At 64.3% G+C, this 14,483-nt stretch carries 13 protein-coding genes and 1 riboswitch; of the genes, 7 read left to right on the top strand and 6 right to left on the bottom strand.

Annotated features, from left to right (window positions below):
• Nucleotides 1–14: 14 nt before the first annotated feature.
• Nucleotides 15–1,754 carry a hypothetical protein gene (locus ACFWEM_RS17705; protein WP_378535471.1) on the top strand — a complete coding sequence of 580 codons (1,740 nt, stop codon included), beginning with the start codon at nt 15–17 and terminating at the stop codon, nt 1,752–1,754.
• Here ACFWEM_RS17705 and ACFWEM_RS17700 read toward each other — a convergent pair.
• Nucleotides 1,701–2,915, bottom strand: coding sequence for a glycosyltransferase family 4 protein (locus ACFWEM_RS17700; RefSeq protein WP_378535469.1), 1,215 nt, complete (start codon nt 2,913–2,915; stop codon nt 1,701–1,703). The genes ACFWEM_RS17705 and ACFWEM_RS17700 overlap by 54 nt on opposite strands.
• Before the next feature lie 173 nt (nt 2,916–3,088).
• Between ACFWEM_RS17700 and ACFWEM_RS17695 the strand changes: the two genes are divergently transcribed.
• The 5 genes from ACFWEM_RS17695 (at nt 3,089) to ACFWEM_RS17675 (ending at nt 8,699) form a co-directional block, all read left to right on the top strand.
• Nucleotides 3,089–3,859: a class I SAM-dependent methyltransferase gene (locus ACFWEM_RS17695; protein ID WP_378448792.1), complete on the top strand. Its 771-nt coding sequence runs from the start codon at nt 3,089–3,091 to the stop codon at nt 3,857–3,859.
• Between the two features lie 4 nt (nt 3,860–3,863).
• Nucleotides 3,864–4,751, top strand: coding sequence for an ROK family protein (locus ACFWEM_RS17690; protein ID WP_378535467.1), 888 nt, complete (start codon nt 3,864–3,866; stop codon nt 4,749–4,751).
• Between the two features lie 139 nt (nt 4,752–4,890).
• Nucleotides 4,891–6,078, top strand: coding sequence for a phosphotransferase family protein (locus ACFWEM_RS17685; RefSeq protein WP_378535465.1), 1,188 nt, complete (start codon nt 4,891–4,893; stop codon nt 6,076–6,078).
• Nucleotide 6,079: 1 nt separating this feature from the next.
• Nucleotides 6,080–7,249, top strand: a complete 1,170-nt coding sequence (locus tag ACFWEM_RS17680) for a hypothetical protein (protein WP_378535463.1) — start codon at nt 6,080–6,082, stop codon at nt 7,247–7,249.
• A gap of 4 nt (nt 7,250–7,253) precedes the next feature.
• Nucleotides 7,254–8,699 carry an aldehyde dehydrogenase gene (locus tag ACFWEM_RS17675; protein WP_003945530.1) on the top strand — a complete coding sequence of 482 codons (1,446 nt, stop codon included), beginning with the start codon at nt 7,254–7,256 and terminating at the stop codon, nt 8,697–8,699.
• Between the two features lie 332 nt (nt 8,700–9,031).
• On the opposite strand, the gene ACFWEM_RS17670 is transcribed toward ACFWEM_RS17675, so the two are convergent.
• The 5 genes from ACFWEM_RS17670 to ACFWEM_RS17650 form a co-directional block, all read right to left on the bottom strand.
• The gene (locus tag ACFWEM_RS17670) at nt 9,032–9,733 is read right to left on the bottom strand and encodes a hypothetical protein (RefSeq protein ID WP_378535461.1); all 702 of its coding nucleotides are present in this window, start codon (nt 9,731–9,733) and stop codon (nt 9,032–9,034) included.
• Nucleotides 9,730–10,791, bottom strand: a complete 1,062-nt coding sequence (locus ACFWEM_RS17665) for an ABC transporter substrate-binding protein (RefSeq protein ID WP_378535459.1) — start codon at nt 10,789–10,791, stop codon at nt 9,730–9,732. The genes ACFWEM_RS17670 and ACFWEM_RS17665 overlap by 4 nt, the downstream gene beginning before the upstream one ends.
• On the bottom strand, nt 10,788–11,606 hold the full coding sequence (locus tag ACFWEM_RS17660) for an ABC transporter ATP-binding protein (RefSeq protein ID WP_378535456.1): 819 nt from the start codon (nt 11,604–11,606) through the stop codon (nt 10,788–10,790). The genes ACFWEM_RS17665 and ACFWEM_RS17660 overlap by 4 nt, the downstream gene beginning before the upstream one ends.
• Nucleotides 11,603–12,610, bottom strand: a complete 1,008-nt coding sequence (locus ACFWEM_RS17655) for a FecCD family ABC transporter permease (RefSeq protein ID WP_378536176.1) — start codon at nt 12,608–12,610, stop codon at nt 11,603–11,605. The genes ACFWEM_RS17660 and ACFWEM_RS17655 overlap by 4 nt, the downstream gene beginning before the upstream one ends.
• A gap of 115 nt (nt 12,611–12,725) precedes the next feature.
• Nucleotides 12,726–12,863, bottom strand: a riboswitch (cobalamin riboswitch).
• Between the two features lie 16 nt (nt 12,864–12,879).
• The gene (locus tag ACFWEM_RS17650) at nt 12,880–13,488 is read right to left on the bottom strand and encodes a TetR/AcrR family transcriptional regulator (protein ID WP_378535454.1); all 609 of its coding nucleotides are present in this window, start codon (nt 13,486–13,488) and stop codon (nt 12,880–12,882) included.
• 52 nt (nt 13,489–13,540) lie between these two features.
• Between ACFWEM_RS17650 and ACFWEM_RS17645 the strand changes: the two genes are divergently transcribed.
• Nucleotides 13,541–14,479 carry an alpha/beta hydrolase gene (locus tag ACFWEM_RS17645; protein WP_378535452.1) on the top strand — a complete coding sequence of 313 codons (939 nt, stop codon included), beginning with the start codon at nt 13,541–13,543 and terminating at the stop codon, nt 14,477–14,479.
• The last annotated feature ends 4 nt before the right edge of the window (nt 14,480–14,483 follow it).

Genomic DNA, 14,483 nt, shown 5'->3' with positions numbered 1-14,483 from the left:
GTATCGTGCGCGTCATGACAGTGCAAGCCGGATACCGCCGTTACCTGCCTGCGGCGTACAGCCTGGCGCTGGCACTGTTGATCCTCGGACCGCTGCTCGGCCCCGGCTACCTCCTGCTGCGCGACGCCGTCAGCACGCCGCGCTCGTACCTGACCGACTCGGCCCTCGGACTCACCGACGCCGCAGCCCGCGCTGTTCCCCAGGACGCGCTGATCGCAGCATTGAGCACCGTGATCGACGGCGGACTGGTGGTCAAGTTCATCCTGCTCGCGGCGCTCTGGATCGCCGGTTGGGGTGCGGCGCGCATGGTCGCCGTTCTGCTGCCGACTGCCGGTCTCGGTCCACAACTCGTCGCGTCGACGGTGATGCTCTGGAACCCGTATGTGGCCGAGCGCCTGCTGCAAGGACATTGGAGTCTGCTGACCGGATATGCCGCACTGCCGTGGATCGTGTGTGCCGGAATCGGAGTTCGCCGAGCAACGCCCGGATCGTGGTGGGCGTTGGCCGCGTCACTGGCATTCGCGGGCCTGACACCTACCGGCGCTCTGCTCGCTCTGGCGGCTGCCTTGGTGGTGGTTGCCTCCCCAGGAGGGCGCACCTCCGCTCCGAGGCGTATCTGCGGCACTGTCGGACTCTTCCTCGTCACAGCCTCGCCGTGGTTGGTCGCCACCTTCGTATCCGGAGCAGCGGGCGACGGTTCCGATCCGGCGGGAGTCGCCGCCTTTGCCGCCCGAGCGGAACCCGGTCTCGCGACCCTCGGCAGTCTCGCCGGTCTCGGCGGTATCTGGAACTCGGCAGCGATACCGTCCACGCGCACAACACTCTTCGCATTGATCGGAACACTTCTTCTGCTAGTCGTGGTGTTCGCCGGTGTGCCCGCTCTGTGGCGACGACGGCGAAACCCCGTTGTCAGCGGACTCGGCGCGCTGGCCCTGTTTGCTGTGCTGGCTCCGACCCTGGGCGCCACCCCGTGGGGACTCGACGTCGGCAGATGGTCGGTCGACGTGTTCACCGGCGCCGGTCTGCTGCGTGACGCGCAGAAGTGGGTCGCGCTGGCCGTACCGTTCTACGCACTCGCTGCCGCCGCCGCGGTGATGTGGGCAGGCAATCGGTTCACCGTTCCCCGCCCGGCATTCTCGATCGCCGCCGTCGTGGTGACGATCGTGGCGCTGCCGGATCTGGTGTGGGGCGTCGGCGGCGCGTTGAAACCCGTGCACTATCCCGGGTCCTGGGCCGTGGTGGCCGAGCAACTGCGAGACGAAACCGGTGACGTTGCAGTGCTTCCCGCCGGAATGTTCCGTGCCTTCCCCTACAGCGGTGATGCGCCGGTACTCGACCCTGCACCACGCTTCCTGCCCCTCGACGTTCTGCAGACCGGCCAACTGGTGGTTGCCGGTGGTGCTGTCGGCGGCGAGGGGACTCGGGCAACTCGGGTCGAGGACCTACTGCTGGCCGGCGGAAGTCCTACGCAGTTGGCCGATCTCGGAGTCGGATGGGTACTGATCGAGCGCGGGACACCAGGTCAACTCGGCAACTCGGCAACCACGCTCGACGGATTGGAGCAGGTCTTCGCCGACGACGATCTCGAGCTCTACCGAGTACCGGGAGACGTTGCCACACAGGAAGCCTCGACCGGCGCCCGAACTGCCGTCATAGTCGCGCATCTCGCGTGGATACTGATGGGCGTGATCGCGCTGATCTCAGTCGGACTGAACCAGAACCGAATTCGACTCACGCGGCGCGGCCAGTCCTGAGACCCACCGACCGTCCTTGTGTGCAGACAGCACCTCCAGGACTCCGGTGCCGGTCTGTTCCCAGGAGAACTCGCCGGACCACACGCGAGCTTTCTCACCGAGCACCGTGCGGAGTTCGTGGTCGCGGAGCAGGGTGCCGGCAGCCTGCGTCAGATCAGCGATGTCACCGTCGCCGGCATGCTCGCCACCGACCAGAAGCCCGGTCACTCCGTCGACGATCGAATCGGTCAGGCCCTTGGAACTGCGGTAGCCGATCGTCGGAACACCGTGCTGCGCAGCCTCGATGACTGCAAGACCCCATCCTTCTTTTCGCGAAGGCATGAGATGAATCCACGACTGCGCCAGTAGTTCATGTTTACGAGCCTCGTCGACGTGACCGTAGAACGAGACGGCGTCACCGATCCCCAACTCGGCGGCACGATCACGCAGGTTCTGCTCCCACCAACCACCACCGATGACGTCGAGATGGATGCTTGGAAGCGTCGGCCGCAGCGCCGCGACAGCTTCGAGTGCGTCCTCGATCTGCTTGTGCGGCACCAGCCGTGAGAGAACCGAAATGGTGGGACGCTCGGCCCTGGTGATCGAACCACCCGCGTCGACGCCGACGGGAAGCCGATCGGCACCGTTGCGCACCACGGCAATTCGTTCGCGCTCGACACCGAGGTCTACCAATTCTTCCGCCGAGGGAAGCGACACCGTCAGATACTGACTACGTCGATGGGTGCGCGGTGACAATCGCGATTCGACCCACCAGCCGATCCGACCGACGAGCTTGCCTGCCACCGGCCACTGTTCACGATGGCAGTGATGGACCAGAAGCGTGACCGGCGCACCCGCCACGGTCTTGGAGAAGAAGGGGATGCCGTTCTGGGTGTCGATCACCGCGTCGGGGCGAATGCCCTTCAGCGATCCGAAACCCAGACGCCCAGCGGCAATGGCAGCCAGAGCGCGGGGATACACACTGAAACGTCCACCCGCTCGGCTGATGGTGATGCCGTCACGAACCTCCGACGCGGGCGCTCCGGGATACGACGCCGTCCGCAGCGTCACCTTGATGCCGCGCTCGGCCAACTGGGATCCGACCTGCTCGAGGTAACGCTCGCTTCCACCGCCCTGGGGATGCCCGGTATCGCGCCAGCAGAGCAACAGAACCTCGCGCACGTGCGTTACTCCCTGAGTTGGTCGGTGGCCACCACGATTCGGGCGATCCTGCGGGATGCCCCGCCTGACCGGCCGGTAACCCTGCCGAACACCCTAACTGTTCGAGCGTCCGTATTGCCGCGCTCCTGACGGTGTTCGTGGACCGGGCGCCCCAGTGGCTAAAGTTGCTACCCGTGACCAAGCCCGCAGTGACCCGCATTTTCGGCCGACGGGCAACCCTGAAACGCTCGTTCGGCCTGCTCAGCGACTTCCGCCACGAGCAGACCGCACCCGACATCTTCTACGGTGCGCTCGCACGCGACTCCGTCGAATTGATCTCGGACCTGCACGAAGGTCACACCGGGCGATCCCTCGACGGCCTCACCGTCCTCGACGTGGGCGGCGGGCCGGGCTATTTCGCGGAGGTCTTTCAGGCCGCCGGTGCCCGCTACATTCCCGTCGAACCCGATCCCTCGGAGATGCATGCGGCAGGTCTGACGGTAGGAGGGGCGGTGCGTGGATCCGGTTTGGCGCTGCCGTTCCTGGACTCGTCGGTGGACATCTGCTTCTCCTCCAACGTGGCCGAACACGTCAGTGAGCCGTGGCTGATGGCGGAGGAAATGCTGCGCGTGACCAAGCCCGGCGGCTTGATGGTTCTCTCGTACACCTTGTGGTGGGGTCCGTTCGGCGGCCACGAAACCGGGCCGTGGCATGCGCTGGGCGGCGAGTACGCGGCCAAGCGGTACCTCCGCAAGACCGGACGCGAACCGAAGAACAGATTCGGGGTGTCGTTGTTCAAAGTCGGCGCCACCGACGGCCTACGCTGGGCCCGTGGAACCAGCCAGGGAACATTGCTCGCCGCGATCCCGCGCTACCACCCGTCGTGGGCGTGGTGGATGGTCCGAGTCCCCGGCCTGCGGGAGTTCCTGGTGAGCAACCTCGTCGTGGTTCTCGAAAAGCGATAGCGGCATGCGCCTCGCACTCGACATCGGTGGCACCAAGATGGCTGCCGGCGTCGTGTCCGAGGATGGCCGTGTTCCCGTGTTCGACAGCGTGCCGACGCCGCAGACCGACCCGTGGGGAGCGTGCGCAGCGCTACTCGAGCGAGTCGCCGACGGCCGAGGCGTCGACGGTGTGGGCATCGCCTGCGCCGGGCCGGTGGACACCGTCTCCGGCGTCGTCGCTCCCATCAACATCACCGAGTGGGCACAGGGATTCGAGCTGGTCGCGGGCGTCCGTAACCTCTTTCCCGACGCCGGAACCGCCCTCGCCATGGACGGGGCGGCAGCGGCGCTGGCGGAGTTCCACCACGGCGCCGGACGCGGAAACCCGAACCTCCTGAGCCTGGTCGTCTCTACGGGAATCGGCGGCGGAATTGTTCTCGGCGGAGAGATCACGCAAGGTCGAACCGGCAACGCGGGCCACATCGGTCACCTCGTCGTTCCAGGCTCTGCCGAACCGTGCAGCTGTGGGGGCGTCGGCTGCCTCGAGACGGTGGCCAGTGGACCGTCCGCGGTGCGATGGGCTCGTAGCCAGGGCTGGTCGGGGAACACCGGCCGTGAACTAGCCGAGGGTGCACGCAGCGGCGACGCGATCGCCGTGGACGCGCTTCACCGCGCAGGCACGGCGCTCGGTGGTGCCATCGCCTCTGCGGCTGCCCTCCTGGACGTGGACCTCGCGGTGATCGGTGGCGGTTTCGCACAGTCGGGTGCACCGCTGTGGGAACCGATGCTCGACGCGGCTGCCCGACATGCCCGTTTGTCGTTCATCGCCGGGCTCCGGATCGTTCCCGCCGAGCTGGGCGGCGCCGGAACTCTGACCGGTGCGGGCTTGCTCGCGCTCACCGCCGTTATCTGACACGCGTTCTTCCCCGATAAATCCGCAGGGAGTCCCACTAAACGGGTGCCACCTGTTCCCAATTTCTGTAACGTGTTTTAGTGTTCTGACTCACACCGTTACGGGCATTGCACGTGACGCCTACGGGAAGGAGGTGACCGTGAGCCCAGACGCTTCCTCATCTGACGTTGCCTCGACTGCTTCTTCGACCGATGAAACCGAGCATCACGCCCAGGTCGCCCGACCGAGCGATTCCCTCCGCGACACCGAAGATCTCCGTGAGCGCCTGGAACGGTGGATGGCCGGCAAGGTGCCGAGCGAATCCACTGTGACCGTCGCCGACGTCACCTTGCCCGCAGCCAACGGCATGTCCAGCGAAACCATCCTCTTCGACGCCACCTGGGACGGCGAACATCATCCCTTGGTCGCTCGGGTGGCACCGACGGAATCGACCATGCCGGTGTTTCCGACCTACGACCTCGAATCCCAGTTCCGCACCATGGCTCAGGTGCGCGAGCACTCGGCGGTGCCCGTACCTGCCGTGTACTGGTCCGAATCCGACCCGGACGCGTTGGGTGCGCCGTTCTTCGTGATGGAACGCATCTCCGGCGACGTGCCACCTGACGTCATGCCGTACAACTTCGGATCGTGGGTCACCGAAGCGTCCCCCGGGCAGCGAAAGACCCTCCAGCGCAGCTCGGTCGACGTCCTGGCTCAATTGCATGACATCGACAAGCCGTGTGAGCGTTTCGACTTCCTCCGGCTCCCCAATTCGGGAACGACTGCACGAGAGGCATTCACGGCACACATCGCCGAACAGCGCGCGTACTACGAGTGGGTGGTCTCCGACGGCATCAGATCACCGCTCATCGAACGTGCCCTCGACTGGATCGAGGAGAACAATCCCGCGGACGATTCGCCGGCCGTGCTCTGTTGGGGCGACTCGCGTATCGGCAACGTCATGTACCAGGACTTCGCGCCGGTAGCCGTACTCGACTGGGAAATGGCAACTCTCGGCCCAAGGGAGATGGATCTGGGCTGGATGGCATTCCTGCACAGGTTCTTCGAGGACATCGCCGGCCTGGCGAACCTACCCGGCCTTCCCGACTTCCTGAGACTGCCGGATCTCGCGCAGACCTACGCCGAGATCACCGGCCACACCCCACACGATCTGGAGTTCTACGTTACCTATGCCGCACTGCGTCAGGCGGTCATCATGTGGCGAATCCAGGCCCGTGCCATAGCTTTCGGCCAGTCGCAGCGACCCGAAGACCCCGACGACATGATCATGCACCGCGCTTCGCTGGCCGCCATGCTGGACGGTACCTACTGGGAGAGGTTGGCCTGACATGCTCTCACCGATGGACGACTACCCCGTTCACCAGATCGCCGAACCGATCCGTCACGTAGCCACCTCGGATCGAAACTTCTACGACCGCTACTACTTCAACTGCTACCCCACCGAATCCCCCGACGTGTTCCTCATCGTCGGACTCGGCCAGTACCCCAACCTCGGCGTCATGGACGCCTTCGCGGTACTGCGCCGCGGTGACGACCACATCGTTGCCCGTATGTCGAAGGCTCTGGGCGCCGACCGTACCGACACCACCGTCGGACCTTTGCGCATCGAAGTGCTGGAAGGACTGCAGAAGCTCCGCGTCGTCCTCGAACCGGGCAGCGAATACGATCTCTCCTTCGACATCACCTTCGACGCCACCATCCCGGCGGCGCTCGAGCCCAAGCACTTTCGTCGCCAACTCGAACGGGTCACGTTCGACACCTCGCGCTTCCTGCAAACCGGAACCTGGACCGGATCGCTCACCGTCGACGGGGAGGAGTTCGCGATCGACCCGAAGACATGGCGGGGAAACCGCGACCGCTCGTGGGGTGTGCGTCCGGTCGGTGAAGCCGAACCGCAAGGCAGACGCGCCGTCGACGGAATCCAGAACTTCTTCTGGATCTACGCTGTCATGCAGTTCGACGAGTTCACGATCTCGGTGATCATGCAGGAAGACGAGCAGGGCAGGCGCATAGTCGAAGAGGCCATGCGAGTGTGGCCGGACGAAACCAGGGACAACGAATGGCTCGGCCGGCCCGAACACGAACTGACGTTCTGCCCCGACACCCGCGACGTCACCGGAGCAACCATCACATTCCACCGGCCAAGCGGTGAAGTCCTGACCGTCACCTGCGAACTGTTGCTGGCCAACTACATCGGAATCGGCACCGGCTACGGACTCGAGCAGGACTGGCGTCACGGAATGTGGCAGGGCGAACTCGTCGTACAGGGACTGCGCCACAAGGTCCACGAGATCGAACCGTTCCAACGCATGTTCTCCCCCGTCGACAATCTTGCGTCCTTCACGCTCACGGAAGGCGCGAACACCCACACCGGCACCGGCCTTTTCGAGGTAGCCGCCATCGGACCGCACGAGAAATACGGATTCACCAGTTTCACCGACACCGCACAGGCAGACGACGCGTATGCCCTCGCGGCGACCGACAACACCGAGGAATGAATTGATGACTGACTACGACAAGCTCTACATCGGTGGAGCATGGGTGGCCCCGGCCACCGACCAGGTACTCGAAGTGTTCTCTCCCGCAACGGAGGAGCGCGTCGGCAGCTGTCCCATCGCAGCACCGGCAGACATCGACGCGGCCGTGTCCGCAGCCCGCGCGGCGTTCGAGGGACCGTGGTCACGCACCACCCCCGCCGAGCGCGGCGCGATCCTCGCCAAGGCCGCCAAGCTGATCGAAGAGCGCAGCGCGGAAATCAACCAGCTCATCTCCAACGAGATGGGCCAGCCGCCCGCCATGGTCGGCATGATGCAGCAGACCCCGTCGATGGCGACGCTGGGCTACTACGCCGAACTGGCCGACAAGTTCGCGTGGGAAGAGAAGCGCACCGGCGCATTCGGGCAGACCAAGGTGACCCGTGAGCCCGTCGGCGTCGTCGCCGCCGTGCTGGCCTGGAACGTCCCGCTGTTCCTGGCGATCAACAAGCTGGCACCCGCCCTGCTCGCCGGCTGCACGGTTCTGCTCAAGCCCGCACCCGAATCCCCACTGTCCGTCCACGTGATTGCCGAGATCTTTACCGAGGCAGGCGTTCCCGAAGGCGTCATCTCCGTGCTCCCCGGCGGAGCCGAGACCGGCGAATACCTGGTCTCGCACGCGGGCATCGACAAGATCACCTTCACCGGATCCAGTGCCGTCGGCCGCAAGATCGGTGCCATCGCCGCGCAGAACCTCAAGCGCTGCTCCCTCGAACTGGGTGGCAAGTCCGCCGCGATCATCCTCGAGGACGCCGACATCGCCGCCGGAATGCCGATGCTCGTCATGTCCGGGCTGATGAACACCGGTCAGGCCTGCGTCGCTCAGACCCGAATCCTCGCTCCCCGTTCGCGTTACGACGAGGTCATCGAGGGAATGAAGACCGCCGCAGGCTTCATGACCGTCGGCGATCCGTCCGATCCTGCAGCACAACTCGGCCCGCTGATCTCCGAGAAGCAGCGTGAGCGCGTCGAGGGATACATCGCCAAGGGCAAGGAAGAAGGCGCACGCGTCGTACTCGGTGGTGGACGCCCCGCCGGTCTGGACAAGGGCTGGTACGTCGAGCCGACGATCTTCGCCGACGTCGACAACTCGATGACCATCGCACGCGAGGAGATTTTCGGACCCGTTCTCTCGGTGATTCCGTACGACTCCGAGGACGAGGCCATCAAGATCGCCAACGATTCGGATTACGGCCTCGCCGGATCGGTGTGGACCACCGACATCGACCACGGCCTCGAAGTTGCCGCGCAGATCCGCACGGGTACCTACGCGATCAACTGGTACGCCTTCGATCCCGGATCACCGTTTGGTGGGTACAAGAACTCCGGTATCGGCCGCGAGAACGGACCCGAGGGCCTCGAGGCCTTCTGCGAGACCAAGTCCGTACTCATGCCGCCCGGCTACGTGGGCTGACCCACCCGGGAGTTGGCACCCTTTGCTGACAGTTGGCACCCCTTCCGACCTGCCGGAACGGGTGCCGACCCCGTGAAAAGGGTGCCAACCCCCAGCGAATCCACAGATCCACCCGGTACCGTCGAAAACGAATCAGTCATCTCACAAAGGACATTCATATGCTCACCAACGCCATCAACGCTTTCCTCGCACTCTGGGGCAGCGCCTCCGTCGGCAGCAGTGGATACCAGATCCCGCCGGGAACCCTTCCCTTCGGTTCCTGAGACAGGACACCAGAACCCGCTGAGCGCAGTTCGCGCCCAGCGGGTTCTCTGCTTTCACCGACCCGGTATCTACCGGTCCAGAACGTGATCCACCAATCGATCCTCGAGACCGGACACCAACGCGTCGGCGTCTCCGGCGTCCACGTGACCGAACCAGGTACCACCGGGGTTCGCGATCACCAACGGCCCCAGGTTGCACGGGCTCAGGCAACCGGTCCCCGTCACCTTTGCCGAAGTGCCTTTGGCCGCCGCGCTCATCGCCCGGTGGAGAGGTCCTGCTCCGTACGCCATACAGCGAGGCCCCTTGCACACCAACAGATGCCTCTCGTGCGGCTCGATCACCGACCACGCCGGACTGCGGTACGACGCCGGACTCGCGGTGATCGGCTTTCCCACCGAGCCGAGTTCGTCGATCACCTGCCCGGCCACCGCACCTTCGAGCGATTCCGATTCGTGGAGCGTCACTTCCAGTTCGGCGTCGATTCGGGTTTCGCGCCAGTTCGCAACCGCCTTGCTTGTCCACGTGAGCAGGTACCGATCCCTCGGCACCGCAACTGGAATCAGCACGACCTTGCCCACGTCATCGGTAAGGGCTCGATCGAGTTCCTCGTGAAGGCTCGGCGAAGCGACATCGAGGTACGCAACGCGAACGTCGACGTCGGTGCCCGCCTGAACAGCGTCGAGCATCCGTCGTGCAGCCGACTCGTCCAGGCCGCTGACAGTCGGTCGTAAGACGACAATCACCCGACGCGAGCACCGGTTGTTGCTCATGCCGACGGCGCGGTTGTCCAGTCGATGCTGCTCGACGGAGCCAGCCCGAACTCTTCGATCTTCGCGCGCAACTGTTCCGCGCCGTAGATGTTGGGGAATCCGCTGGTGAACATGGCGAGAGGAAGTACGACGAAGCGGTTCTGCTTGACGGCGTCGAGGTCACGTAGACCTTCTCGGCTCTTGATCGCGTCGATCTTGCCCTGTACTTCGTCGGCACTCTTCTTGTAGTCCATGATCACGATGACGTCGGGTTCGGACTTCGCGACGGTCTCCCAGCTCGCCTTGAACCAGGTGTTGTCGACGTCGGCGAACACATTGGTTCCCCCGGCCGCATCGATGATTCCGTTGGGGGCTCCATTACCTCCGCTGGTGTACAGATCTTCTTCACCGCTGTCGTAGATCAGCACCTTCGGCTTGTCGCCCGCATCCGGTGCCGACTCCAAACGTGCCAAACGCGAATCCAATTCGGTCTGCGCCTCGGCGGCGGTGTCCTCGGTTCCGAACAGCTTTCCGTAATTCGTCACGTCTGCACGGAGGGCATCCCACGGACCCATCGTTCCGAGCGCGGAATCCGCGGCGGCACTCTGCCGACAGCTGTCGGAGATCACATATGAGTCGATATTGTTGCCCTGCAGCGATTCCGGCGTCACACCGGACGCTCCCTTGAACAAGCCGCTGTACGAGCCGACCACCAGGTCCGCCTGCTTACCCAGAATCGTCTCCATCGTGATCGTTCCGTCCAGGTGTGGAACGTCGGCGATTCCAGGACCGAACATCGAATCCATGACCGCGTCGTTGTTGGTGTTCAACACGACCGCAGCGAGACGATCCAGACCGCCGACCCTGAGAATGGTGCCGATATTGGCCGCATTGCTTGTGGCAACAACTTTTTCGATCGGAAGTTGGAAAGTGCTTTCCGTTCCGCAGTTCTCCAGCGTGACCGAAGTCTTGTCTGCGGCTTCGTCGAGGGGTGCGGTCGCTGTGCAGCCGGAAACGGCCAGCAACGCTGTCGCGGCTGCGACCGCACCGAACGACGCGCGGGTCTTGACGTGTATCAAAGTGCACTCTCCGAAAATGTGTGTTGTGGTTGAGAATTTCGCGATTCGAATACGAGGTGTGAACGGCCTGTCGCAGGGTTCACGAGTTCGAAAGTCTCGACGCCGAAAACAGTTGCGACCACCGAGGTGGTGAGTACGTCGGAGGGATGACCGAAGGCTTTGGCAACTCCGTCCGCGAGCACGAGTACCCGATCGCACACTGCTGCAGCCAAATCGAGGTCGTGCAGTGCCATGATCACCGTCCGGTCCAACGACCGGACCAGATCGAGCAGTTCGAGTTGATGCCGGATGTCGAGATGATTGGTCGGCTCGTCGAGGATGAGTACGCCGGCGTCCTGTGCGAGTCCCCGGGCAAGAAATACCCGCCGACGCTCTCCACCGGAAAGCGTGTCCATCGAAGAGAATCGGTGCTCGATCATTCCGACCTCACCCAGAGCACGGTCCACGACGGCATTCTCGTGCTTTCCGCCGACGCTCCAGGGCTTCGTGTGTGGGGTGCGTCCCAAAGTCACGTATTCGTGAACCAGCAGGTCGGCGGGACTCTGCTCTTCCTGCGCCACAAAAGAAATCGCTTTGGCCCGCGACCGCGCGGACATCGCGTGCACGGACTCGCCGCCGACGCGGACGTCACCGTCAGCGATCGGTCCGAGACCGGCGAGAGCACGCAAGAAGGTCGACTTGCCCGATCCGTTCGGACCGACCACACCCACTACTGCGCCGGCGTCAGCCACGATGTCGACGCCCTTGACGATGGTTCGACGGTCGTTGCGAACAACCACTCCGGACGCAGTCAGAGGCAGTGCACGGGCGCTCACGAACTACCACCGAAACGGTAGCGCCGACGGCCGAGAAGCAGGAGAAACAGCGGGGCCCCGATCACCCCGGTCACCACGCTCAGCGGGATCTCTGTCGGCCGCAACGACGTCCGCGCCACGACGTCGACCCACACCAGGAACGACGCCCCGATCAGTGCTGCCGCCGGCAACACCACTCGATGTCTGGCTCCGACGATCATGCGTGTCACGTGCGGAATGACCAAGCCTACGAAGGCGATCGCACCGGACACAGCAACCATCGTGCCGACCAACGCCGCCAGCACTCCGAACAACACGTTTCGCAGGGTTCGGATGGGAATACCCAGGGAAGCCGCGACGTCCGGCCCAGCCGCCAGTGCGTCCAACCAACCGTGCAGCGCGAACACCGCTGCCGTCAGCAGGACCACAACGATGACCGGCGCCCACAACTTGTCCCAGGATGCCCCGGCCAAACTTCCCAGGAGCCAGAACAATACGGACTGCGCAGCCTGGGAGTCGTTGGTGCGCAGGACCAAAAAGCTCGCGATCGCCGACAGCGCGGATGCGGTAACAGTTCCCGTGAGAACCAATCGCAGTGGAGTGATGCCGCCTTGCAGCGTCGCGATGGTGAAGACCAGAATCGCAGCTCCCAAAGCTCCGATCATCGCACCGAGGCTGAGCGCCCATACTCCGGCACCGGCGAACAGTCCGGTGGTGATGACGGCGGTAGCACCGACACTCGCGCCGGACGACACTCCGAGCAGGTGGGGATCGGCGAGAGCGTTACGGACGAGGGTTTGCACCACCGCACCGGCGACGGCAAGACCAGCGCCGACGGCCAGACCGAGCAGCACCCGAGGTGCCCTGATCCCCCACACGATCGCAAGATCCGAGCGTGTGACGGCCGGGCCTCCGAAGCGCGAGTGCACCACGTCCACCACGGTGGACACGGGGAGCATCTCGGATCCGAAGGCCAACGCGCACACAGCCGAGAGCAAGGTGACGACCAGCAGAGCGGGCAGCACGATACCCGGACTGAGTCGTCCTCGCGGTGCACCAGCCTTCGGCGAAGGCAGGTGGGTAGGTGGAGACAGAGCTCCGCCAACAGCATTCATGGTGTGACCGATCCATCCTCGTGGCATGACACAACGTCAACGAGGGTGGTATCTGGCTACGGTCGACGCGTGGACGACCTCACAGTGGCGGGACCGCGCCGGAATTGCACCGACTTCCCATTACCTCGATGATGACGTCAGAACCATAACGGACGGCGGTCACCATTCCCCACACCGGATCAGGATTCCGACGCGATCATCGATCTCGCATGCCGCACGACGGCTTCCGTGCGCACCCGAAGTTCTTCGGGTGAATCCGATTCCAGCACAACCCGATGCACCTGACTGTCCACGGCAGTCACGGTCAGCCGCGAGGTCAACAACGCGTCCTGCGCACTGAATCCACGGCTTTGCAACACCTCCGAAAACCCTAGTACCAGTTGCTGATTCATTCCTTCGACCTGTTCGATGAGCTCACGCGTACGCGGAACCTGATCGTAGAGCAGGTGAAAGAACTGTCGCGGTTTACTGTTCACCGCGACCGCGCACTCCACCAACATCCTGACGGCCTCGTCGAGGGAGAGTTCGCGCTCGACGATGTCGGAAAGGCAGACCGCAAAACTTTCCCGCGCGGCACTCACGTGACGGTTCGCCAACTCGGAGAGGATCTTGTACTTGTTTCCGAAATACTGGTAGAGCGAGCCCACCGACACGCCTGCCTCGTCAGCGATCCGGTTGGTGGTCGCCGCCATGCCCTCCGAAGCGAAAACGCGAGTAGCTGCCTCCAGGATCGCGTCGTACGTAGCCCTGGAGCGCTGCTGGGAGGGCCTTTTCCGCAGAGTCGACACGGTCCTCCGATGCGAGTTGTCAGCCGCGATGCCGGTATCGAGAATTATGTAGGTGACCAGCGCCGATTATTCGAAGTTTATGCCCGCCCGGTACGCCGACCACATGCCGGCGCCGACCCCGACGTGGTGGGAGTGGAACGGCAACACCGTCCACGTCGCACGGGCGGTGGTGCCGGACGCGCCGGTTCGTGTTCTCGGCATCCACGGCGCCGGCGGCTACTCGGGCGCATTGTGGCCGTTCGCCGGGATCGGCGTGAAACTCGGAGCCGAAGTCCTCTTCCCCGACCTTCCGCTGTACGGCGACACCGTTGCAGCCGATCCCGCCGGCGTCCGGTACGAGCAGTGGGTCGATCTTCTCTGCGATCTCGTCCGAGCAGAGAAGGCAGCCGACGATCGGCCGCTGGTGTTGTTGGGAGCCAGCATCGGCGGTCTGCTGGCCTACGAGGTGGCCGCGCGGACCGGTCTGGCCGACGCCGTCGTCGCCACCTGTCTGCTCGATCCCTCGAATCCGTCGGCCAGAGCTGCCGCGGCGCGGTTCGGCCCGATGGGTGTCTACGGCGCTCCCCTGATGCGCCGCACCGAACGACTGGTGGGCCGTATCCGCGTGCCCATCCGTTGGGTCGCCGACGTCGCGAACATGAGCAGCAATCGGGAACTCGCGACGCTGTGTGCAACCGATCCGCGCGGCGGCGGTGTTCGGGTACCACTCGGATTCCTCAGCAGCTACTTCTCGTTCCAGCACACCGCGCCCGAATCGTTTCGGACGACGCCTGTCCTGCTCACCCACCCGGCCGGCGACCGATGGACGCCACCCGAGCTGAGCCTGGAGTTCCTTCGCCGTATCAACACACCCACCGAATCCGTGATGTTGGAAGGGTGCGGGCACTTTCCCGTCGAAGAGCCGGGCCTGACGCAGTTCCACGACGCCGTCGCCACACTGCTGCACTCCGTCGCCGAGCGTCACCGCACGAAACCGTCGTCACCCGCCTAGCCTG

Source organism: Rhodococcus sp. NPDC060176 (assembly GCF_042728675.1).
In the GTDB taxonomy this organism is placed as follows: Bacteria; Actinomycetota; Actinomycetes; order Mycobacteriales; family Mycobacteriaceae; genus Rhodococcus_F.
The sequence above is the reverse complement of the archived record's forward strand: the minus strand, read 5'-3'. Positions and strand labels throughout refer to the sequence as shown.